Below are 23,807 nucleotides of genomic sequence, written 5' to 3' on the forward strand. Positions count from 1 at the left end.
TCATTTTATCTGCTACATAACAGTATAAAAATCGATGTAGCCATTTTTTGTAACAACTTTTATAAAAATTTTTCTGAAAACTTTGCTAAAAACTTTGATATAGTGCGAGACGATACTAATTTGATTTAATTTCCCCCGTTCCAATAAAATCAAATTGTTATGAATTAGCGACAATTGTCGTATTTTTATTACCAATATAAAGTAAACACTTATCTCCGTGAATAAACAACAAATAATACAACGACAATTAAAAACACTTCATAAAGTTTTTCTTAGCTTACTGACAAATTTTAAACAATTACCCAAAAAACATCGTGCAATAATTATTAGTATATCAATATTAACTTTGTTCATAATATTGCTGCCAAGTAAGCATGAATTAACCAACAAAACAAATAAGCAAAGCCTTGAGGTTGGTAAGCGTTACCAAGTAGCAATTCCTGAAAAATCTTCAGCTGAACAACCACTTTCCACACCGGTTGAGATAGAAATCCCTACCGCTGTACCATCACCAGAAAACCAACTAACCGATGAAAATGACCTAACCACAACAGTAAATTCAGAACAACAAAGTGACATGTCTTGGCAAACCGTGAAAGTTCGTAGCGGAGATTCATTAGCAAGAATATTTAAACGCTTAGGGTTTAGTGCGCAAGATACTTATGCTGTTAGTAGTGCTAAAGGGAAAGACAGTAAACTACTACTCAAAATGAACGTCGGCGATACGCTGCGCATTGCCACCAATAATGAACAAAAAATAACAGCGCTTGAATATCCGTTATCAAAAACAGATACTTTGTATATCAATCTTGTCGGTGATAGCTATCAATCACATAAAGAAAGTAAACCTGTTGATATTACACAAGATTATGCACACGGAACGATTAATTCAAATTTTTGGAATGCAGGAACAGCTGCCGGCTTAAGTGATCGACAAATTATTGAACTTGCTAATATTTTTGGTTGGGATATAGATTTTGCTTTAGATATACGTGCAGGCGATAGTTTTCATGTAATTTATGAGAAAAAATATGTTGAAGGCGAATACATTGGTACAGGAAATATTTTAGCTGCCGAATTTATTAACCAAAAAGACCCATTTCAAGCAGTAAGATTTACTGATGGTGAATATTATACTCCTGGTGGCAAAAGTATGCGTAAGGCTTTCTTAAGAGCTCCCGTAAACTTTAAGTATATTAGTTCTAGTTTTGCACCTAAACGCTTTCACCCAGTACAAAAGCGTTGGAAAGCGCATAGAGGAGTTGATTATGCAGCGAAAACAGGTACTCCAGTAGTAGCAGCAGGCAATGGTAAGGTTACGCATTCAACTTATAACAAATACAATGGTAATTATGTGTTTATCCAGCATGGTAATGGCATAGTAACTAAGTATTTACATTTTTCAAAACGAGCGGTTAAAAAAGGTCAACGTGTAAAACAGGGGCAAGTTATTGGTTATGTAGGCGCAACAGGGTTGGCTGCAGGACCCCACTTACATTATGAGTTTTTACTTAATGGTGTACACCGTAATCCTAGAACAGTAAAACTGCCTGATTCAAAACCAATCGCTAAAGAATTTAAAGCTGAATTTACCACAATTTCGAAACAACGTTTAAAAGAGCTGGACGATTCAAAACGTATCGTTTTGGCTGTAAGTATTGCCGAGGAGCAAACACCTAAAAATGAAGATTAATACAAAATTAAGTACTTCAAACGCGCCTACCTACTATATTGGTTTAATGTCAGGCACAAGTGCTGACGGCATTGATTTGGCTTTAGTTTCCTTCGATCAGAATAACCTACTTAAACATCACGCTAGTTACTATCAAGCATATAGTAATGAAACAGCAGAAAAAATTCAGTCGCTTTATAATCCTACTAATAATGAAATTGATCGTGCCTTTGCATTAGATGTTGAGTTAGCAAAACTCTTTGCCGCTGCAGTTAACAACTTTTTAATACAGCAACAATTGAATTATTCCGACATTATTGCCATTGGTAACCATGGTCAAACTATTCGTCACAGGCCACTGATAACCCACCCATTTACTTTACAAATTGGCTGCAATCAAACATTAGCAACCTTGACGAATATTCGTGTCATTGGGCAGTTTCGCCGCAAAGATATGGCATTAGGAGGACAAGGAGCTCCGTTAGTACCGGCTTTTCATCAAACCATTTTTAGTGAGCGTCAGAGCAGTGATAATGGTGCTGATGTTTTTGTTGTTAATATAGGCGGTATAGCCAATCTTACTTTTTTACCTGCAACTGATAAGCAAGAAGTTTGTGGTTATGATTCAGGCCCAGGTAATGCATTGATGGATGACTGGTTTAGCTTACATAACCCTCACAGTAAAACGAAATATGACGAGAATGGTAATTGGGCAAGAAAAGGTCAAATTAATGCTGAATTGCTAACACTGTTTTTATCTGACAATTACTTTCAACTTCCTCATCCCAAAAGTACTGGTCGAGAATATTTCCATTTATCATGGCTAAAGCGCCAGCTAACTAACTTCACTCACATTAGCAATGAAGATGTGCAAGCAACGCTTACCGCGTTAACAGCGATAACTATTGTTGACGCAATTAAGCAGCACAGTCCTAATAATGAAGCTAGCACTAAAATATACCTTTGTGGCGGCGGTGCTCATAATAAAATTTTAAAAGATACCATAGATAAACAACTGGCTCTACAATATAAAAATTACAAACTTCTTCTTACTAATCAAAAAGATATAGATGGAGATCAATTAGAGGCAATAGCTTTTGCCTGGCTGGCCTTTGCTTATGACAAAAAGTTATTAAGCAGTATGTCAACGGTAACGGGGGCTAGCAAATGTTGCACCCTTGGTAATGAGTATTTACCCTAGAATGCACTAGTAAAGATTAATATTATCTCTATAATGAATCCTGAACAGTATAAAAAACAACCAAGTTGAATTTGTTTTAAAACAAGCGACACATTAAAAATATTGGTTAAAAAATGAACTAACCATTCATAGCGTCGTCTAAATATCAGTGTTAACATTAGGAGGTAGGAAGGTCATGGAATTTAATGAGATACATATAGGTATGAAATGCGGTAGTCGAAAGGGTAGCGGCACTGTCACTTGGATAGATGGCTCAACCCGAACAATCTACATGGCGGATACTTACAATAACAATAATTTTGAAGTGGAGTTTGAAGAACTTATCGAAGATCCACAAGCACATAATAAAGGTGATACCTTTTATTAGATTGTGCTAATTAGAATTAGCACAGTGATCGTCAGTGCAAATTTAGTGTAAACTTGAATATTCAAAACTAAAGCCCATGAAATTTTGTATTTTATGGGCTTTCTTTTATCAGTTAAGTAATAACTCACTATATTTCGGTAGACTAACCGGTAATACTCCTAATGCTTTTTGCTTACCTAACATAATAGCAATACTCGTCTGATAACCGGGGCTGTATGCTATATCATTACTGTTGTTATAAATTCTATCGTCAAATGTCACTAGAATTGAGTCTGCTAGCTTAGTATAAGGGGTTAATAAGTAAGGCGACCCTTTAGCAATCAACATACTCGCTACTTTTCGTTGCTTAGCTTGTTGTAACTGGTAAGCAAGTAACTGCTCATAACTCACATTACCTTGTTTATTAGCAACATACGCTTGAGTTAATACATCTTCTGCGCCACCAATATCAACTGCGCTCGCTATCTTAGTATCAACTGTTGCAATAATAAGATCGGCTTTAGCTAATTTATCACCTTGATGTATTTGTGATTGTGCATCACGCTCTGCGACCACTGTTGCGCTAATTTGTGGTGCTAATTGATTTAAGCTTTGCCAATGAAAAATGATCGCTGCTTTTAAAGCGCGAAACTCTTGCCAAGTCAGTACAAACAAATGAATACGTGAAATACGCTCAACATCCACTGGGAACTTGTCTTGATTTTCAATCAGTGACACCACAGCGTTATCTGCTAAGGCTTGTTCAAGCAATAAATGTTGTTCTTGTGCTATATACTGCTCTGCTAACGTAACTCTCTTATCTAGAGACATTTCTGGTAGCGCTATATATTTTCGTTTATAGCTATTTATTCTCTGAACAGACTGTTTAACTTCCGCTATTGAAAATTCATCTTTATTAATTTTTTGTTGTAATGCTTCAGCAACAGCCTTAACAAATAGCTTAAATTTATCAATATCTTCAACTTTTCTTATTTTAAACGGCATTACGGCTAAATCAGCGCCTGCAACGAAGGTTTCGACCACGGCGGTCACTTCATTAAAATAATGCGCAATACCTGCCATATCTAGTGCATCTGTCGCAATAATACCGTTATATCCCATGTTATTTCTTAACAAATCAGTCAGTATTTTTCGAGACATTGTTGCTGGTCGAATAATTTTTTCGCCTTTAAGGTTGGCAATCGTTGAATTATCTAATGCTGGGTATTGTATATGTGCAGTCATGATCATCGCAGGATCACTGTGTTTAATTGCCCACTCAAATGGCGTTAAATCTTTACTTTCTATCGTCGCTAAATCATGTTCAACAAGAGGTAATCCTAAATGACTATCAATATGAGTATCACCGTGGCCAGGAAAATGTTTGAGCGTTGCCATGATCCCCTGATTTTGTAAGCCATTAACAACTGCTGCGCCTAATTCAGCAACAAGCTTTGGATCTTCACCAAAAGAACGTGTGTTAATAACCGGGTTCATCGCATTAGTATTCACATCAACAACAGGAGCATAGTTGTTGTTAATTCCTAATAACATTAACTCTTTAGCAATAACCATACTCGTTTGCGTAGCAAATTCGATACCTTTAGATTGATAAGTAGCACCTATTGCCATATTACCTGCAAATGATGTGGCTTGAGGCAAACGCACTACCCTGCCACCTTCTTGATCAATAGAAATAATTAACGGTTGTTGCGAATCTGACTTAACTGCTGCTGCTTGTAAATCATGCGTTAACTGAATAATTTGTTTTGTTGTTGATAAGTTTTCAGCAAAAAGCACTACACTCCCAATACCTGTTGTCGTAATAGCATCAGCTAAGGTTTTCGGTAATTCAGTCACCGGCTCTAAACAACGCCCAGTAGTATTCATCGGTTTTTCTGAGCAAAAATAACGGATATCAAGTGCCATTTTAGCTGCTAATTGTTTTTCAAAGTCAGAAAGTTGTATTGAATTATTGCTTTTGGCTGTCATAGGAGAGTTCGATGTTTTATTAACGGATAATTGGCTAGCTGCATTACTAGGTAAAGCATAAGATTTACCTGAAAGTAAGCAGCTGAAAAAAAAGTAAAAAACAAATAATGATCCGTTTTTTATCACCTTGTTTATCACTTAACTAAAGCCAAAACATTATGTACTAAACGGTTAATACCTGAGGCTGCTTCACTTATTGAAGTAGCGAGCATGTAAGCAGGCGTTGTCACTAGCTTATGCGTTTCATCAATAACAATATCGTCAACACCACAATTTTTATGTATCAATCCTTTGGCAGTAATTAACGATGCAGTATCTCTATCAGTACCAATAGTCCCTTGTACTCCTTTAGGGTAAATTAATGGCAACATAGCCGGAGCAATACACATATAACCAGCAGGTTTTTCTGCCTTTGCAAATGCTTGGCAGGCAGATAACACTTGGTCGTTTACTTGATAATTATCGCCATCTAGTGCGAAGTTAGATAAATTTTTTGCAACACCAAAACCACCAGGCACAATAATAGCATCGAAGTCTTGTACTCGTAATTCACATAGATCGTCAACATTACCGCGTACCATACGAGCTGATTCAACTAACACATTACGACTCTCATTCTCACTGACCTCGCCAGTTAAATGATTAATCACATGATGCTGTTCAATATTAGGTGCAAAACAACAATAACTTGCATTATTTTGTTCAATAGCCAGTAACGTTAGTACTGTTTCATTGATTTCACTACCATCATAAACACCACAACCACTTAAAATTACCGCAACTTTTTTCATTTTTTATCCTTATCACTGACAGCCTAATACTAAGATCTTAATACTGATATTTTACGCTATTTTTTTCTGTTGTTCATTTATACTAATAATTAATTGGCATAAAAGCACCAATAACACAGAAGAAAACATTAACCCTGCGAAAGGTAACGCACTACCATCATAAAAGTAGGCTAAAATTGGTCCAGCTAAAGCACCAACACCGAAACGCAAAGTGCCTATTACTGCAGTTGCAGTGCCAGATTGTTCAGGAAACTTAGTAAAAACTAAAGCGTCAGAATTAACAGCAACCATTGAAATACTGCCCATTAACGGCAAGATAGATAACACAGTGAACACAACAGACATTGATAAAAGGTTTACGATAACCAAGGATGCTGATGAAATCAGCGAGATAATTAAGCCATAACGCAACATTTTTCTTGAGCCTTTACGAGAAACTAAACGCGCATTAATAAAATGAGCCGTCATTAGCCCTGCAACGTTAATACCAAATAAAACACTAAAACTTAATTCTGAAACCTTATATACGGTCAAATATACAAAGGGAATTGCCGTAATATAAGAAAAAAAGGCTAATGAAATCATCATGGAACTAATAATATCTAACCTAGCTTCATGATTAGAGAAGACAATTTTATAGCGTTCTAAAAAATTAATTGCTTTAACCTGCTCTACATTGTTTGTGCCCAAGTTAGCATTAGCAGAACTCGGTTTAATTGCATCTGGCAAATACTTCATAGAGAGTACTAAAACAACAACACTGTAAAAAGCCAGCACATAGAAAATTAATTGCCAGCTGTGCGCTACCAATAAGATACTACCGATACTGGGTGCGATCATTGGCGCTACCATCATTATCATAGATACATACGACAATCCTTTGGCAGTATCTTTTTTATAATATTCTCGTATTGTCCCAGGAATAACAACGGTTGCTGCACTGCTAATAAACGCTTGTACAAAACGTAATGATAAAAACTGCTCAATATTTAGCGCAAAAGGCAGTAATAAACTTGCCAGTAAAAAACCACTGATACCAAAGATCACCATTTTTCTACGTGAATGCTGATCTGCCATTGGACCAAATAAAATCAGCCCCAAAGCATAACCTAATAAGTAAATGCTCAAAGAGTTTTGTACCATAGGCATATCGGTGGCTAAGTGTTCAGCTAAAACGGGCATTGCCGGCAAATACAGATCAATAGCTAATGGTGATAACGCCATAATTGATGCAAGTAAAGGTAAAAGCAATTTAAGTGATATCTGTACTGACTTTTCAGCCTTAAATGTATTTTCGGATTCCACTAAAACGTGTCCTTTTGATCAATTTTATTATTAATGTTGTCGTTATGAGAATACTTAAATACTAAACGACCTAACGTTTGGATTGCATTCTCTACTTGTTCATTCCATTGCACACCAAAACTAATACGCATGTAATTAGCATACTTGCCTGACATTGAAAATATAACGCCTGGCGCGAAGCTTACACCTTGCTCTATGGCTTCTTGAAAAAACTCACTAGTATTAACGTGTGACTGACACCTAAGCCATAATACACTTCCACCTTGAGGTTTAGAAACACACACCTCACTTGGGAAATATTCCGCAATTAAAGCACGCATACGTTCACAGTTGTAAATTAGCTTCTTACGCAAAACACTTAAATGACGATCATAATCACCGCTTTGTATATACTCGTTTAAAGTCCATTGTTGTAACATTGGCGTTGAGCATGATTGTGCTCGTTTGACACGTTTAGCCTGTTCTTCAAACTTACCAGGTAATAACCAACCAATTCTATAACCTGGGGCCGCTGTTTTAGAAAATGATGAACACGTCATCACTAGCCCTTTTTCAGAATATAACTGCGCCGGTTTAGGTTTTTTATCTGTAAAGTACAGTTCACTGTATACGTCATCTTCAATTAATGGCAAATCATGTTTTTCAAGTAGGCTCACCAGCGCTTGTCGTTGCACATCAGTTTTCATTGAGCCCAAAGGATTATTTATTGCCGAAGAAAATAAACAAGCTTTAATAGGGTGTTTTTGAATTGCGGTTGTCAGTTCACTTAAGCAAACCCCTTCTTCTGTGCAAGTATAGATTTCTAAAGCCTTCATTCCTAAGGTTTCAATTAATTCAATTATGCCAAAAAAGCAGGGGGACTCTACCGCAATAACATCCCCTCTTTGTGCAACACATTGTAGTGCAATAGACAATGCTTCTTGCGCGCCATTCGTGATAACAATTTCATCGGAATTAATAACAATGCCTTGTTCTTGGTAGCGAAAAGCTAACTGCATACGCAATTTAGCATCACCTGTAACAGGGCCATAGCTCACCGCTTTTTCTGCCACTTTTGATAAAACTGAACGCATTAATCTTGCTAGTGTTTTATCTGGCGGATTGGCTTGGATAGGATTTGATATACCTAAAGCAACAGTATTAGGTATATGTACCGCTTCGTACACTTGCTCTATCATATTTCGACACTGAACAGTTGCTGGTGCACAATGAGACCACTTTGTTGGCATAGGTTTCAATGTTCGCGTTCGCTGTGCCATTAAGTAATAACCTGACTGTGGCCTAGCACAAACACGCCCCTGACGTTCTAATTCAATATAAGCTTGCTTAACGGTAGGCACACTTATTTCAAATTGACGGCTTAACTTACGTAAACTTGGTAACTTATCTCCTGGCAATAAAACACCTGTTTTTTGTTGGTAATCAATAAATTCGATAACTTGTTGATATAAAAAAGCAGGAGAGGTTTTATCAAGTAATTGCATAGTATCAATCTTTAAGTCGAAAAACTGTATAGGTTTCATTTTCATTATTTTGTATATGTTATTAAAACAAATAAACTCTATACTGTCATTCGCTTTCGAAATTTACCTTTATTTATTTGGTATAGGTATTAAACAAAAAAGAGATTCAAAATGAATAATAGTTTCCTTTACCTGATTACTGTCCTTATTTGGGGCTCCACTTGGATTGCCATTAATTATCAATTAGGAGATGTTGCTCCTGAAGCTTCAGTAACTTACCGGTTTGCCATAGCGGCCCTGATTTTATTTACTTTTGCTAAAATAAAGCGTTTACCAATGCGTTTTTCTCTCAAGCAGCACAGCTTATTTGCAGCCTTTGGTATTTGTTTATTTGGATTAAACTATTTACTACTTTATAACGCGCAGCAGCATATTAACTCGGCATTAACTTGTATTGCCTTTTCGACATTAATGTTGATGAATATTGTTAATGCCAAGCTATTCTTTAAAACCCCCATCACAAAACAAGTTTACTTTGGTGGTGCTTTTGGTCTATTTGGCATCATCACATTATTTTGGCCACAGTTAACCGATATTGAGTTAGGCGTTGCCACGCTATTTGGACTAGGTCTTTGCCTAATGGGAACTTTTTCAGCTTCTATTGGGAATATGATATCGATTAAGAATCAAAAAAATAATGTACCTATTGTACAAGCAAATGCATGGGGTATGCTTTATGGCGCTATTTTTACTAGCCTAGCGGTTATTATACAAGGTAAGCAGTTTACCTTTTCATTTGAGCCAGCTTATTTAACCTCGTTAATTTACTTATCGCTTTTTGGATCTGTTATCGCTTTTGGCTGCTATTTAAGTTTAATGACGCGTATTGGGTCACATAAAACCTCTTATGCAAATATCATTTTTCCCGCTATAGCGGTATTTATTTCAACGGTTGTCGAAGGTTTTGCTTGGAGTGAATATACAGTAATTGGTTTAAGCTCTGTTTTACTTGGTAACCTAATCGTATTAACTAAAACATCGACATTACAGCGATTATTTAGTACTAAAGCAGCAGCAAAGGCTTAATGCTGACGGCATATTTACTCAATATATGAGGTATTTGCCAATAGCACACGGCATAGCAGCTCCTTCCTGCTATGCCGTTTTTTTATATCAACAATTTAACGAGTAACACTTAATATAAGCTGATTAACGTTAACCAATTAATTACCAATAGGTGACCCAGGTGGCATAGTAATTTCTGTAGGAATAACCACTCGCTTTCCTTCACTTAAACTAAAATCTATCTGCTGCTCAAGCAATTTAAAATGAGTTGCTAACTTTTTATAATCTCGATCATCATGATTATCATCTAACCAATTTTCAATGTTTTTTAAACTCGCGAGCGTTGCACTACGCACTTCAGGGACTGATGTTGGCGAATGCCATAATTCAAGCAGTTGTTCAATAACTTGTTGATTCACCCGTTGCTGTACTAATAACGCCAAACCACTTTCTGGACGTTGCTTTATTGTTTTATCAATAAGTTGTGAAATAAGTTCTTCAACAGAAAAAACGCTTTCTTGTGTTTTACCTTTTTTGTTTTCTGTAAAAGATAGACTTGCTTGCTGCGCTAATCGCGCTAAACGTTCAGTATTTAATAATAATGTTATGGTATGTTTAGCACTAGCTTGCGCTGCAGAAACAGGATCAAATGTAAGACCTGTTTGTGAGTTAAAGCTTTCACGGTTACGATAATAGCCATAAGCTTTAGGTGGTATCAGTTGGATAATTTTTTCTGGAATAGTCAAAAAGTCACTACTCAGCGTTGCTAGTAATGATGAGAGAGCTTGTTCCTGCATTGCGGCAGAAACAGTAACAAGGCCCTGTTGCGTTTCAGCTTCTTGATTGTCTTTTTTAAGCTCATAACTATAGTTTGAACCCGCTATTAATTTAACGGCAGCCTCTACTTGATAACGATGAAAATTATAAATAGGCACTAAGGTTTGCTCTAATTCAGACAAAGGTGTTCCAACAGCAATGGAATTTAAACCAAAATCTGACAATGCTTTTTTACGTACTTGTATAACTCGCGTTAATTCAATCGCAGCATTATTACCGTTATCCCACAAATGACCTGTACTTTGAGTACTTGACGACGAACGAGCGTCAGGATCTGAAGCATATAAAAGCCCTTGTGCTTGTGTGTCAGCAACCAATGCTAATAACTGCTCTGGCTCATTTTGATAATCGCCATAGCCATAAGTGATAACGTACTTATCCCATAAGCCAATATTTTCTTTATATGCATCAGATAAATCAATTTCGCCATGCTCATCAAGTGTTATATAAGGATGAGGGTAATCCATGACTGATGCTCTATCATTAACACTGGCAGCAAAATTATGCGCAATGCCTAATGTATGTCCAACTTCATGTGCTGAAAGCTGTCTAATACGGGCTAAAGCCATATTTTTCATCGCACTTGTATCTGTATCTTTAGCAGTAAATGGCGATGTTAAACCTAACGCTATTAAATAGTCTTGACGTACACGCAAAGAGCCAAGTGTCACATGGCCTTTAATTATTTCTCCTGTACGAGGATCAATAACAGAGGCGCCATATGACCAACCTCGCGTTGCCCTATGTACCCACTGAATAACGTTGTAACGTACATCCATTGGGTCTGCATCAGCTGGCAGCATTTTCACTTGAAAAGCATCCTTATAGCCAATACTTTCAAATGCCTGAGCCCACCACATAGCACCATCAATAAGCGCGGTACGTATTGGTTCAGGAACACCAGAATCTAGATAATAAACAATAGGCTCAACCGCGACACTGTTGCCAGTTGTAGCACTATATTTCTTAGCTAAGCGATGACGAGGAATTAAGCGTTTGATTAACGGCTCATCTATTTCACTGGCATAATCGGCATAAGCTATCGACCAAAATCCACTAAAAGGATGAAATGCTCTTGTTTGATAATTATCGTCAGGTAATTTAATCAAAGAATGATGTAAATGCACAGTAACCGAACTTGAGTCAGGTGTCACAGATTTTAAATGACTACCAGCGCCAGAGCCTGTAAAAGTAACCATAGCTTCAAGCTCTGTATTTTCAGGAAAGGCTTTAGTGCGCTTTGCATATAAAGCACTGCGACTGTTGTCAACCTTGAAATTCCCCTGTTTTTTATCCTTTAATATTTGGCTAATATTATGAATATCTGATAATAAAAAAGGGGTGTAATCAATTAATACTTTTTGAGTGTTTTTCCTCGTATCAACCGTTTCATTTACGACGGTAAAGCCCCAAATAATCGAGCTAGCAAAAGCTTCATCTATTGATTTTTTTTCTAATAAATTATCTGAATCGGCACGATAATAAGTATTCAACTGTTTTAAAAAGACTTTATTACCTACCCGTTCAAACTTCACTAAACGTGTGTCGCCAAGTTGGCCACGATCTAAACCGATATCATTTGAACCAATCCCATGAGGTAAACTCGATTGAAATAAAAATTCTTGGCCAAAATTATCAATTTGAAGATAAACCTTTCCTTCCTTTTTATCATGATAAAATGAAAAATATCCTTGTTGGGCTATTTTACCTTTTGTAAACTCAGCAAAACTTACAGTGGCTTTTTCAGCGAAACTCATTGTTGAAGTAACACAAAATAATATAAATAATAGTCGATTGATATAATTCATTTTTTTCCTTATTAATTAAACTAAATTAAAATGATTAATGGGTAGTATCTCAATAAAAATAAGTTTAAACCTTAGAAAGCAAAGTTAAACTTGTTATAATCAAGAGGAAAGCAAAATACATAATTAAAAAATTACTATCAACTTTCAAAAAATAGACTGCTATTAACAAGAATGCACCCTCATTAATAGCCATTGTAAAGTATACAACTTTAACGCTATAAGGTAACCCAATGCAACGACTCTCCCCTGCTCTACGCCAAGACAATGTTCCTGAAGATCTTATTTCACTGATAAAAACTATTTTAGCTGCAACTAAAGAAATTTCATTTCGTGTTAGCCAAGCTCATTTAGGCGGCTTAATGGGTTCTACACTCGATGAAAATATTCAAGGCGAAATACAGAAGAAATTAGACGTAGTTGCCAATGAATTATTTAAAGATATTGTTCTTGAATCAGGTTTTGTTAAAGCTATTTCATCAGAAGAAGAAGACACTTCTGTTGCAGGTAACCCTGTCGGTAAATATCTTGTTTCTTTTGACCCGTTAGACGGTAGTTCAAATATTGATATCAATTCACTGATTGGTACAATTTTTTCTATCCATAAAGCGCCTGAAGATATGGACCCAAGCAATCCTGATATGTTCAAACAATCAGGCGATCATCAAGTTTGTGCTGGTTATGTTTTATATGGCCCTGCTACGCTGTTAGTAATGACAACGGGTAAAGGTACACATTTCTACGTACTTGATAGAACCCATGGCGGATACCTATTAGTTCACCGAAATGTACAAGTACCTACTGATACTCAAGAGTTTGCTATCAATATGTCGAATCAACGATTCTGGCAAGAACCAATGAAAAACTACATTAAAGACTTAATTGACGGTGACACGGGGCCTCGTGGTAAAAATTTCAACATGCGTTGGATTGCCGCTATGGTCGGTGATATTCACCGTGTATTATGTCGTGGAGGTCTATTCACTTACCCTACTGATAGTAAAAACCCTGAGCAACCAAATAAACTACGTTTGATGTATGAAGCTAATCCAATGTCTTTTCTTATTGAACAAGCTGGCGGCTTAGCCATGACCAGTCAAGGTCGAATTATGGATATTGAACCTACCAGTATTCATCAGCGTGTTGAAGTTATCATGGGATCTAAAAACGAAGTAGAAGCTTGTTTGGCTTATTATAAATAGTTAAATATCTTATTAAGCTTCTGAACAAGCACCATGATAGTGTGCTTGTTCAACTCCCTACAAAAATAAAATAACACTCGTGTTATATCCCCGATAAAATAATGACTATCAACCAACTGAATATTACTTATACAAACCTATTAAACCTAATATTTAAGCGTGAAAATAATATATAACACAGTTTAAATCGCCTTATAAAGCTACCTACAGAGTAACTAGCATAAATTACAAATTGTGTACCAAGCTCATTTAGCTTATAGCAAACTTTAATCACAAATAGTGTTAAACTATATCCTGCCAACATTTTTCTTGATAAAATATTACTAATATTATTTTTCATCCGAGATTATTTCATGCCAAATTATGTTGTTGGTCACAAGATACCTGACTCAGACTCTATCTGCTCAGCCATCGCTTTATCCTATTTAAAAACGACTTTAGGAGAGGAAACTGTTCCTGCTCGTTTAGGTGAGCTTACACCAGAAACCTTATTTATTTTAGATAAGTTCGGTTTTGAACAACCAGAGCTTAAAACAAGTTACGCTGGTGAAAACATATATATTGTTGATCACTCTGAACGTACACAAGGGCCAGATGATATTGATGAAGCTACTATTTTAGGTATTATTGATCATCACAAACTAGGTGACATTACTACTTCAACACCATTAGAAATTTGGGTGCGTCCTGTAGGCTGTACTAACACTATTATTAAAATGATGTACGATTTTCACGGTGTAGAAATTCCTAAAAATATCGCCGGTGCTATGATGTGTGCCATTTTAAGTGATACGGTTATTTTTAAATCTCCTACTTGTACTACCGCTGATATTAAGTGTGTTGAAGCCTTAGCTAAAATTGCGGGTATTGACAATCCAACAGATGTAGGCATGGAAATGTTTAAAGTAAAATCAGCTGTTGATGGAACACCGGTACGAGATCTTGTATTACGTGATTTCAAAGATTTCAACATGAATGATAACCTTGTTGGTATTGGCCAATTAGAAGTTATTGATTTAGCTATTTTTGATGATATGAAAGCTGATTTAGAAGCGGATATTGCTAAGCTTAAAGCTGAAGGTAATCGCCATACTGTTATGCTTTTATTAACAGATATAATGAAAGAAGGCTCAGAGTTACTAGTTATTAGTGACAATGAAAATTTAGCCGAAGCTGCTTTTGGTAAAGCAACTACCGATGGCAAAGTATGGCTTGACGGCGTACTCAGTCGTAAGAAACAAGTTGTACCACCTTTACAAGATGTTTTTGCTTAATCGCTAATTTCAACTAATTAAATTATTTGAAATACAAAAAAACCAGCAGTTGCTGGTTTTTTTATATCTAATCATTAAAGGTTGAGTCTTTATTATCAAAGGTAATAAGTATTTATACCAGGCGAAAGCACAGAGTTGACGCTAGTCATTACTCTATACATTCGATACTTCGCCTTTCAGGTTATCCTTCGGGTGTTCATATTATTACCCGAAGAATTTATGAGTACTTTCAATACAATTAATAAAGGGTTTCAACAAAAATATTAGACTCTTTCGAATACAGTTGCTATCCCTTGCCCTAACCCTATACACATAGTGGCTAAACCAAGACTCACATCTTCACCTTCCATTAAGTTAATCAGGGTTCCTGAAATTCGCGATCCTGAACAACCTAACGGATGACCTAATGCGATTGCACCACCATTCAAGTTAATTTTATCCATTTGATCTTCTACTTTTAAGGCTCTTACACAAGAAAGTGCTTGAGCAGCAAAAGCTTCATTAAATTCAAATAACTCAATATCTTCAATAGATAGACCTGCACGTTTTAATGCTTTTTTCGTCGCTGGTACCGGACCAAAGCCCATGGTTGATGGATCGCAACCAGCAACCGCCATTCCACGAATTTTCGCACGAGGCGTTAATCCCAATGCTTTGGCTTTCGCTGCTGACATCACTAACATTGCTGAAGCACCATCAGAAAGCGCAGAAGATGTGCCTGCCGTTACGGTACCATTGGCAGGATCAAACACTGGACGCAAAGCAGATAAGCTTTCAGCGGTAGTTTCAGGACGAATTACTTCATCATGTTCCACTAACGTCAACGCACCTGAAGCGTCATGACCTTGCGTTGCAACAATTTCATTATCCCAACGACCAGCCAATTGTGCTTCATAGGCTTTTTGATGAGAGCGAGCACCAAATGCATCTTGCATTTCACGCGTTATACCATGTTGCTTACCAAGAAGCTCAGCAGTTAACCCCATGTTACCAGAAGCTAAGGCGATGTGCTTATTTAATGCAGGATCAAAATCAACATCGTACATCATAGGTACGTGACCCATATGTTCAACGCCACCAATTAAAAATACATCACCTTGGCCACACATAATGCTAGTACTTGCTTGATGCAATGCTTCCATAGAAGAACCACACAAACGATTGACAGTAACACCACCAATAGATTTTGGTAAACCAGCAAGTAAAGATGCATTACGTGCAATGTTAAAACCTTGCTCTTTAGTTTGTTTCACACATCCCCAGATAACGTCTTCGATATCTTCAGGATTTAATGCTGGGTTACGTTTTAAAATTTCTTTCATTAAATGCGCTGATAATGCTTCAGCACGTACATTACGAAAAACACCGGCTTTAGATCGCCCCATTGGAGTTCGTATGCAGTCTACAATTACAACTTCGTTCATTTTATTCTCCTCGGGTTAAGCGTTAGTTTTAACGTCTGTAGTGAAGTAAGATTTACCAGACTTAGCCATATCACGTAAACCATCTGTAACTTGATATATTTCACCTAAGTGAGCATATTTATCAGCCATAGCAATAAAGTTATTTAAACCTAATGTTTCTAGATAACGAATCGCACCGCCTCTAAATGGTGGGAATCCTACACCATAAATTAAGCCCATATCAGCTTCAGCTGCAGTATCAACAACACCTTCTTCTAAACAACGTACCACTTCATTTACCATTGGAATCATCATACGTGCAATAATTTCTTCACTAGTGAAGTCTTTTTTAGCAGCACAGTGTTGAGCAAATAGTTCATAAGCAACAGGCGCAGCAACCTTCATTGGGCGACCACGTTTGTCTTTCATATGATCATAAAAGCCGGTACCATTTTTTTGACCTAAACGATCATTAGCATATAACGTGCTTACAGGATCATTATCAATTTTGGTCATTCGTGTAGGGAAACCAGATGACATAACACCAGTACAGTGATCCGCGGTATCAATACCAACAACATCAAGCAGATATGCTGGCCCCATAGGCCAACCAAATTCTTTTTCCATCACTTTATCAACCGCAGTAAAGTCTGCACCTTCAAGTACTAATTGACTAAAGCCAGCAAAGTAAGGGAATAAAACACGGTTTACATAAAAACCAGGGCAGTCATTAACAACAATTGGTGATTTACCCATTTTAGCAGCATAAGCAACAACAGCAGCAACCGTTTCATCAGAAGTATCTTTACCGCGAATCACTTCTACTAATGGCATTTTGTTTACTGGGTTAAAAAAGTGCATACCACAAAAGTTTGCAGGACGTTTTATACTTTGTGCTAATAAGTCAATTGAAATAGTAGACGTATTAGATGTAAGAATAGCATCTTCACTGATTACCGATTCAACCTCTGCTAAAACCATACCTTTAATTTTAGGGTTTTCAACAACCGCTTCGACAACAATATCAACATCTTTAACGCTGTCATAACTAAGAGAAGGTGTAATGTTATTAAGTACGCCTGCCATTTTCTTAGCATCCATACGTCCACGTTCAACTTGTTTCGTTAAGATGCCTGTCGCCGTTTTTAAACCTAGGTCTAGCGCTTGATCATTAATATCTTTCATAATGATAGGTGTGCCTTTGTAAGCAGATTGGTAAGCAATACCACCACCCATAATACCAGCACCCAATACAGCAGCTTTACTCACAGACTTGGTCGCTAGCTTACTTGCTTTTTTGGCTTTACCTTTAATAACTTGGTCTGCCATAAACAAACCAATTTGCGCAGTCGCTTCGTCAGTTTTTGCTAATTTAGCAAACCCTGCATTTTCTACCGCCATAGCACCAGCACGATCTAAACCTGCAGCCGCAATTAATGTATTAATCATCACCATTGGTGCTGGATAATGCTTACCTGCTTTTGCTGCAATCATGCCTTTACACGTAGTTGAAGACATGATCATTTCTGTTTGAGATAACGTTAATGGCTCTAATTTAATCTGACGTTTTGCACGCCAATCTAATTTTCCTGCAATAGCAAGTTTAAGCATGCTAATAGCAGCTGAGCGTAAACTTTCTGGTTTAACAACCGCATCAACAAGTCCTTGTGAAAGAGCCGCTGACGCTTTAAATGCTTTACCTGTAGACATCCATGTTGCTGCATTATCGAAACCAATTATACGAGGTAATCTAACAGTACCACCAAAACCTGGCATTAAGCCTAACTTCACTTCAGGAAGTCCTATACTAGTATTAGTATCAGCAACACGATAATCACATACTAAAGTCATTTCACAACCACCACCTAAAGCAATACCATTAATGGCTGCAATAGTAGGTAACTGAATATCTTCAAATGAATCGAAAACATCTGAAGCATTTTTAGCCCAAGAAACTAATTGTTCTTCTGGTTGATTAAATGAACTTAAAAATTCAGTGATATCGGCACCAACAATAAAGGTTGATTTTCCAGACGTAACCATCACGCCTTTTGCATCACTACAATTATTAATTGCCGCCACAACAGCCTTATATTCTTCAAAGGTTGCTTGATCAAATTTGTTTACTGATCCTTGAGCATCGAACTTAAGTTCTACAATGCCGTCTTCTAGTAACTGGGCTGAAAGGCTCTTGCCTTGATATATCATGCTTTGTCTCCTTCACCTAAAAGTGGTGTTGATGTATTGATGATTATTGATGTTGTTCTATATTTTTTAGTCAATTTTCTCATACCAAAAAGTATAGATAACTAATAATAGCTGACTGAGTGTGCCTTGAAATATAATGAATAGCAAATTTATTTAAACGATTGTTTTAATCGTTTGTATTAATTTTATTTTAATAAGCTTAAGCTGCTGTTTTTTATATAAAGATATAAGGTACAGCTATCAGATAGAAAATTTGTTTCTGATTAGCAATTGACGTAGAGTATGGCTAAGCTCTTTACTATCCAACGGTAAAATTCATTTATGATCAGTTTTTTTAAACGCTTTAATCAACCTGAGCACTTATTATTAGCGATGGCTTTTACCATGCCGCTAGTCTTTTCTGTATGGATGGTACTACTCAATAATTTTGTAATAGAAAAAGCAAATTTTACTGGTGTCGAAATTGGTATATTACACAGCTTGCGTGAAATACCTGGCTTCTTAGCTTTTACAGCAATTTATGTATTACTCTTTATTAAGGAGCAGCGACTCGCATTAATTGCTTTAGCTATAACTAGCTTAGGGGTATTGTTAACCGGTTTTTTCCCGAGTGTCGCAGGCCTATATATTACAACTATATTGATGTCAGTTGGTTTTCATTATTATGAAACCTTGAGCCAATCATTAACTTTGCAATGGATCGATAAAGATAAAGCGGCACACTTCCTCGGTAAAATGTTATCTATGAAAGCAATCGCTTCGCTGCTCGCTTTTTCGAGTATCTGGCTATTAATGGAGCACTTTAACTGGTCTTATCAACTAACCTATACCTTATTTGGCGGTATGGGCTTATTATTCACATTAATACTGGTGTTATCCTTTAGACACTTTGAAGCAAAAGTAGAGCAAACAAAAAAAATTGTCATCAGAAAACGCTATTGGCTATTTTATGCTCTCACTTTTTTCAGTGGAGCCCGCCGACAAATTTTCGTTGTTTTTGCTGGCTTTTTAATGGTAGAAAAATTTCATTATAGTGTTGCAGATATCAGCGCTTTATTTCTTATTAATTATGTATTTAATTGGTTATTTGCCGCAAAAATAGGGAAATTAATTGGAAAAATTGGCGAACGCTCTATACTACGATTTGAATACATTGGTTTAGCTATTGTATTTATCTGCTATGGCTTAGTAGAAGACCCTAACCTTGCAGCAGCACTATATGTTATCGATCATTTGTTCTTTGCACTTGCTATCGCAATAAAAACCTATTTTCAAAAAATTGCGCAACCCGAAGATATTGCAGCAACCGCAGGGGTAAGTTTTTCTATTAACCATATTGCAGCTGTTGTAATTCCTGCGTTGTTAGGAATATTATGGATTGTACAACCTACGTGGGTATTCTATATAGGGGCTGGATTTGCACTATGCTCTTTATGCTTAGCTATGCTAATTCCAGACGAACCAGCACAAGGGAATGAAATACGTATAGCGAGTAACGCTCAGGTAAAGTAATGACAAAAAATGAAGAGTCTTGAATTATTAGGTAAAGTTAATAGTCGCATTATTTAGGGCTACTAACTTTGCGTTTTAATTCATATGGAACCTGATATTTAAACTAACTGTAATATCAGTTTAATGGTTAAGTATGGCTTTTAAGAAACGTTAAAAATTCATCAGAAGGCATTGGCTTGGCGTAATAAAAACCTTGTACTTCATCACAACCTAATTCAATTAATCTTTCTTGCTGCTCAATTTCTTCTATCCCTTCCGCAATTACCTTTAAGTTCATCTTTTTACCTAAATCGATAATTGTTTCAGCAATTACCGACTGATCTTTTTGGGCTATATCACGTATAAAAGCACGATCGACTTTAAGACGATCTAAAGGAAGCTTTTGTAAATAACTCATTGACGAGAAACCAGTACCAAAATCATCAAGTGCAATACTAATGCCTTGCCCTTTCAATTTAACTAGTGCATCAATGACTACTTCAGGATCATCCATTAAGATATTTTCGGTAATTTCTAACTCTAGTTTACAAGGCAGTATTTGATGTTTTTGCGTTGCATTTAGAACGATATCCACAAAATTACAACACCTGAATTGAGGTATAGACACATTTACAGAGATAGTAATATTGTTGAATTTTTCTTCTTCTAGCAGTTTAATTTGCGAACAAGCTTGATTAATAACCCACTCACCAATTTCAACAATCAAACCTGAGTATTCCGCTAATGGAATAAAAACTGCGGGAGAAATAAAGTTACCATCAATTGTGCGCCAGCGAAGCAAGGCCTCAGCACCAATAACTTTACCTGAGCTTAATGATAATTGTGGTTGATACCATAATTCAAGACGTCCCTCTGAAAAATCATTTCGCAGTTGTCTAATCATATTTAAACGCCATTGCGTTTCATCTTCTAACTCAGGATTATAATAAGCAAAATGTGTTTCACGTTTTTTCTTTGCCAGATTTAAAGCAATATTAATTTGATTAAGTACTTTTACCCCACTACTACTGGCATGTTCTTTTGTACAGAAACCAAAACAGGCATTTATCGGCAGTTTTTGCTCACCAGCAGTGAATGGGTGTTCAAATAACGCCAATAAAGCATCAGGCGTTACCATTGTTTGAGAGCCAATAATACCGAATACATCGGCGCCCACACGAGCAACTTGACAGTTACTGCATAAACTTTGCAGTCGCTGAGATACCGCAGATAGTAATTGGTTACCTATATTCTGCCCTAAAGCGTCATTAACATCGCTAAAATGATTTAAATCAATAAGTGCAGCAACATAATCATTAGGTGCATCTTTACTAAAAGTCTCCAGCATACGAACAAATTCTAACCTATTCGGTAAATTAGTTAGCCAATCTTTATACGCTGCACTTTTAAGCTTTTGAAACAAATGTACATTTTCATAACCTATAGAAACACCTGTTACAAATACTTCTAATAATTGTCTTTGAATATCTCTAAGTGGTTCCGTTAAGGTTAAATAGGCAACAGCACGACATCCACCTCTGGCAATATATAAACAAAGAGAATCATTAAAGTATAGATGCTCTTTTTGCATATAACACATTTGTATATGTTGATTAATTTGTTCGTTATCCAGAGTCGCTAATTTTTGATTAGGTAAAGAGGAAGAAAAATCTTGCTGCGCGATAATATAAAGACTTAAGTCATCGGTATTGTCTATTATACCCTGCCCTCTAGCACAAAATAGACCTTGAACATCTTGATTTATCAGCTGAGTTAATTGCTTTAACGTGCCTTGCGCATATTCTACTATAGAATGTAACTCAAGAAGGCTAGAAGAGCCTGACACGATTTTCTCTAAGCCTAGACTACCTTCTGTAACCGTTGCTATTTGTTGATAAGAACGAATAGCGGCATAAACAGTAGTAACCAGCTTACGCCGTGTTAACTCTGTTTTGGTTTTGTAATCATTTATATCATATTCTTTAATAACACTTTCTTCAGGTGCGTAACCTGGTTGGCCTGTTCTTAAAACAATACGTATATCTTGGCGGTTTAGTGATTCACGAATATATTTAACAACCGCTAAACCAGCACTATCAGTTTCCATGACTACATCAAGTAATACCAAAACGATGTCGGGGTTACTTTCAATAACTTGACAGGCATCCTGACCGGAATAAGCATGAAAATACTCTAAACGTCGGCCTAGCACTATTAAATCTGATAAGGCTAATTGAGTAACTGAATGAATCTCAGGATCGTCATCAACAATCAGAACCTGCCAGACTTCATCACCAGTGCCTTCTAAAACCTCTTCTTCATCACTATCATCGATAAATAGAAAGTCGTCTTGTGAGTTGTCTGATGCGTGCATATTGTCCTTAAGCAATTAGCTTGTGGCTAATTAAAATTAAATTTCTATCAATTATTTATCATTGTACTTAGGTATTCTATAACTATAACTGAACTATACCTTATTGCTACTTTTTTGAAGCATTCTTTCGTTTTTTTCATTCGAACAATGTTAGTTTAGCTAAATATTCCTTTTTGTTGCACATATTTTAATAGGTTTCACGTAACGTTAGTTGTTAAAAACCTATCTATTGTGACAAATTAATAATAAAGTCGTTAAGATAATACAGAAATTATTAACTTATTTTTCAGATAGTTAATAAATACAAATCTAGCACTAAATTATATAATAAAAGTCATTTTGACAAATTTCAATAAACCCATACAATAAAATTATATTTATATCGCTATATGCATGGTCATATATTATTTTATATCAATAAATAACGGTAAAACCTACACTTATATTGATATTACTAAAATATTTTTTAGTATGGAGTATTAACTTGAAACCAGATACATCAGATGTTGTTGTCATTGAACAAACTGAAGATAATCAACGCAACTTGCCGATTGAAGAAACTACAATTGGTAATAGCATTGAAACACCAGCACATAAACAGTTTTTTAAAATAACTCAATTATTCGGTGTAGAAGCCCCTTTACTCCCCCCTGAAAAACAAATGCCACTTCAAGATCGTAGTACTAAGCGTCAAAGATTAGCAAGCCTGCGAAAACAAGAAAATATTGAAGAGATCATGGTAAAAACTTTTGCATTTTGTGCAAATAAACCAATAGATAAAAGACCCGATTTAGATTGGTTTAATCAATACATTAGCTTAGCTGAAAATATTAGTAACGCCACAATGCAAGATTTATGGGCCAAGATACTTGCTGGAGAATTAGCTCGCCCAGGCTTATATTCACTGAAAGCATTAAAAGTTTTTCGAGATATGAGTATTGTAGACGCTAAATTATTAGCAAAAGCTTGTTCTTTAGCGGTAAAAGATAATAGTAAGAAAAATATTCGTATTATTTCCGGCTCTTATCAACAACCAGGACTATTCAATTTTTTTAATCAGGAAAGGCAGCAGTACATAAATTTAAGTCATTTTGGTTTAAATTATGCTGATATATTATCTTTAGCGGATAACAAGTTAATTTTTAAACAAGAAAGTGAATCAAGCATGATGAAAAGTGGCGAAGTACTTAATTTTTATTATAATGGCGAGCCGCTCACGCTAAGCAGTAAGAAGAATAATATTGCCTTGCAGTTTTATAAATTCACAGCTATTGGTGCCGAACTAGCAAACTTAATTATTGATAAACCAAACAAAGAATTTTTTTCTATATTAAAACAACAACTAACCCACCACTTTAACGTAGTGAGTAGTAGTTAA

General features: G+C 36.1%; 16 protein-coding genes. 8 read left to right on the forward strand and 8 right to left on the reverse strand.

Annotated features, from left to right (window positions below):
• The first annotated feature begins 217 nt into the window (after positions 1 to 217).
• The 3 genes from Q4496_RS03635 to Q4496_RS03645 all read left to right on the forward strand — a co-directional run bounded on the left by Q4496_RS03635 (position 218) and on the right by Q4496_RS03645 (position 3,240).
• Positions 218 to 1,693, forward strand: coding sequence for an OapA family protein (locus Q4496_RS03635; protein WP_303495273.1), 1,476 nt, complete (start codon positions 218 to 220; stop codon positions 1,691 to 1,693).
• Entirely contained in the window at positions 1,683 to 2,873 is a 1,191-nt protein-coding gene (locus tag Q4496_RS03640) for an anhydro-N-acetylmuramic acid kinase (RefSeq protein ID WP_303609954.1), read from the forward strand. Before Q4496_RS03635 ends, Q4496_RS03640 begins: the two co-directional genes overlap by 11 nt.
• A 202-nt stretch (positions 2,874 to 3,075) precedes the next feature.
• Positions 3,076 to 3,240, forward strand: a complete 165-nt coding sequence (locus Q4496_RS03645; protein WP_252727390.1) for a hypothetical protein — start codon at positions 3,076 to 3,078, stop codon at positions 3,238 to 3,240.
• A 108-nt stretch (positions 3,241 to 3,348) separates the two neighbouring features.
• On the opposite strand, the gene Q4496_RS03650 is transcribed toward Q4496_RS03645, so the two are convergent.
• The 4 genes from Q4496_RS03650 to Q4496_RS03665 are packed head-to-tail and all read right to left on the reverse strand — an operon-like array spanning position 3,349 to position 8,791.
• A complete protein-coding gene (locus Q4496_RS03650; RefSeq protein ID WP_303609955.1) occupies positions 3,349 to 5,337 on the reverse strand; it encodes a glycoside hydrolase family 3 protein in 1,989 nt (662 codons plus the stop codon).
• An 8-nt stretch (positions 5,338 to 5,345) separates the two neighbouring features.
• A complete protein-coding gene (gene elbB / locus Q4496_RS03655; protein ID WP_303609956.1) occupies positions 5,346 to 6,002 on the reverse strand; it encodes an isoprenoid biosynthesis glyoxalase ElbB in 657 nt (218 codons plus the stop codon).
• Between the two features lie 51 nt (positions 6,003 to 6,053).
• Complete coding sequence (locus tag Q4496_RS03660) at positions 6,054 to 7,307, reverse strand: multidrug effflux MFS transporter (RefSeq protein ID WP_303495274.1); 1,254 nt, start codon at positions 7,305 to 7,307, stop codon at positions 6,054 to 6,056.
• A complete protein-coding gene (locus Q4496_RS03665; protein WP_215972288.1) occupies positions 7,307 to 8,791 on the reverse strand; it encodes a PLP-dependent aminotransferase family protein in 1,485 nt (494 codons plus the stop codon). The genes Q4496_RS03660 and Q4496_RS03665 overlap by 1 nt, the downstream gene beginning before the upstream one ends.
• A gap of 150 nt (positions 8,792 to 8,941) precedes the next feature.
• Between Q4496_RS03665 and Q4496_RS03670 the strand changes: the two genes are divergently transcribed.
• Positions 8,942 to 9,856: a DMT family transporter gene (locus Q4496_RS03670; protein WP_215972146.1), complete on the forward strand. Its 915-nt coding sequence runs from the start codon at positions 8,942 to 8,944 to the stop codon at positions 9,854 to 9,856.
• 137 nt (positions 9,857 to 9,993) lie between these two features.
• Here the strand turns inward: Q4496_RS03670 and Q4496_RS03675 are convergent, their stop codons facing one another.
• Positions 9,994 to 12,480: a zinc-dependent metalloprotease gene (locus Q4496_RS03675; RefSeq protein WP_303609957.1), complete on the reverse strand. Its 2,487-nt coding sequence runs from the start codon at positions 12,478 to 12,480 to the stop codon at positions 9,994 to 9,996.
• 230 nt (positions 12,481 to 12,710) lie between these two features.
• Between Q4496_RS03675 and Q4496_RS03680 the strand changes: the two genes are divergently transcribed.
• Both Q4496_RS03680 and Q4496_RS03685 read left to right on the forward strand, forming a co-directional pair.
• A complete protein-coding gene (locus tag Q4496_RS03680; RefSeq protein ID WP_215972148.1) occupies positions 12,711 to 13,679 on the forward strand; it encodes a class 1 fructose-bisphosphatase in 969 nt (322 codons plus the stop codon).
• Between the two features lie 353 nt (positions 13,680 to 14,032).
• Positions 14,033 to 14,953 carry a manganese-dependent inorganic pyrophosphatase gene (locus tag Q4496_RS03685; protein ID WP_215972149.1) on the forward strand — a complete coding sequence of 307 codons (921 nt, stop codon included), beginning with the start codon at positions 14,033 to 14,035 and terminating at the stop codon, positions 14,951 to 14,953.
• A gap of 263 nt (positions 14,954 to 15,216) precedes the next feature.
• On the opposite strand, the gene fadA is transcribed toward Q4496_RS03685, so the two are convergent.
• On the reverse strand, positions 15,217 to 16,377 hold the full coding sequence (gene fadA, locus Q4496_RS03690) for an acetyl-CoA C-acyltransferase FadA (protein ID WP_215972150.1): 1,161 nt from the start codon (positions 16,375 to 16,377) through the stop codon (positions 15,217 to 15,219).
• Positions 16,378 to 16,392: 15 nt separating this feature from the next.
• The gene (gene fadB, locus Q4496_RS03695) at positions 16,393 to 18,564 is read right to left on the reverse strand and encodes a fatty acid oxidation complex subunit alpha FadB (RefSeq protein ID WP_215972151.1); all 2,172 of its coding nucleotides are present in this window, start codon (positions 18,562 to 18,564) and stop codon (positions 16,393 to 16,395) included.
• 321 nt (positions 18,565 to 18,885) lie between these two features.
• On the opposite strand from fadB, the gene Q4496_RS03700 reads away from it, so the two are divergent.
• The gene (locus Q4496_RS03700) at positions 18,886 to 20,076 is read left to right on the forward strand and encodes an MFS transporter (protein ID WP_252727391.1); all 1,191 of its coding nucleotides are present in this window, start codon (positions 18,886 to 18,888) and stop codon (positions 20,074 to 20,076) included.
• 127 nt (positions 20,077 to 20,203) lie between these two features.
• On the opposite strand, the gene Q4496_RS03705 is transcribed toward Q4496_RS03700, so the two are convergent.
• Positions 20,204 to 22,429 (reverse strand): EAL domain-containing protein, encoded by a 2,226-nt coding sequence (locus Q4496_RS03705; RefSeq protein ID WP_215972152.1) that lies wholly within the window; start codon positions 22,427 to 22,429, stop codon positions 20,204 to 20,206.
• 484 nt (positions 22,430 to 22,913) lie between these two features.
• On the opposite strand from Q4496_RS03705, the gene Q4496_RS03710 reads away from it, so the two are divergent.
• Positions 22,914 to 23,807 (forward strand): TIGR03899 family protein, encoded by an 894-nt coding sequence (locus Q4496_RS03710; protein WP_303602104.1) that lies wholly within the window; start codon positions 22,914 to 22,916, stop codon positions 23,805 to 23,807.

This window comes from Colwellia sp. 5_MG-2023, from assembly GCF_030547795.1.
Lineage (GTDB): Bacteria > Pseudomonadota > Gammaproteobacteria > Enterobacterales > Alteromonadaceae > Colwellia.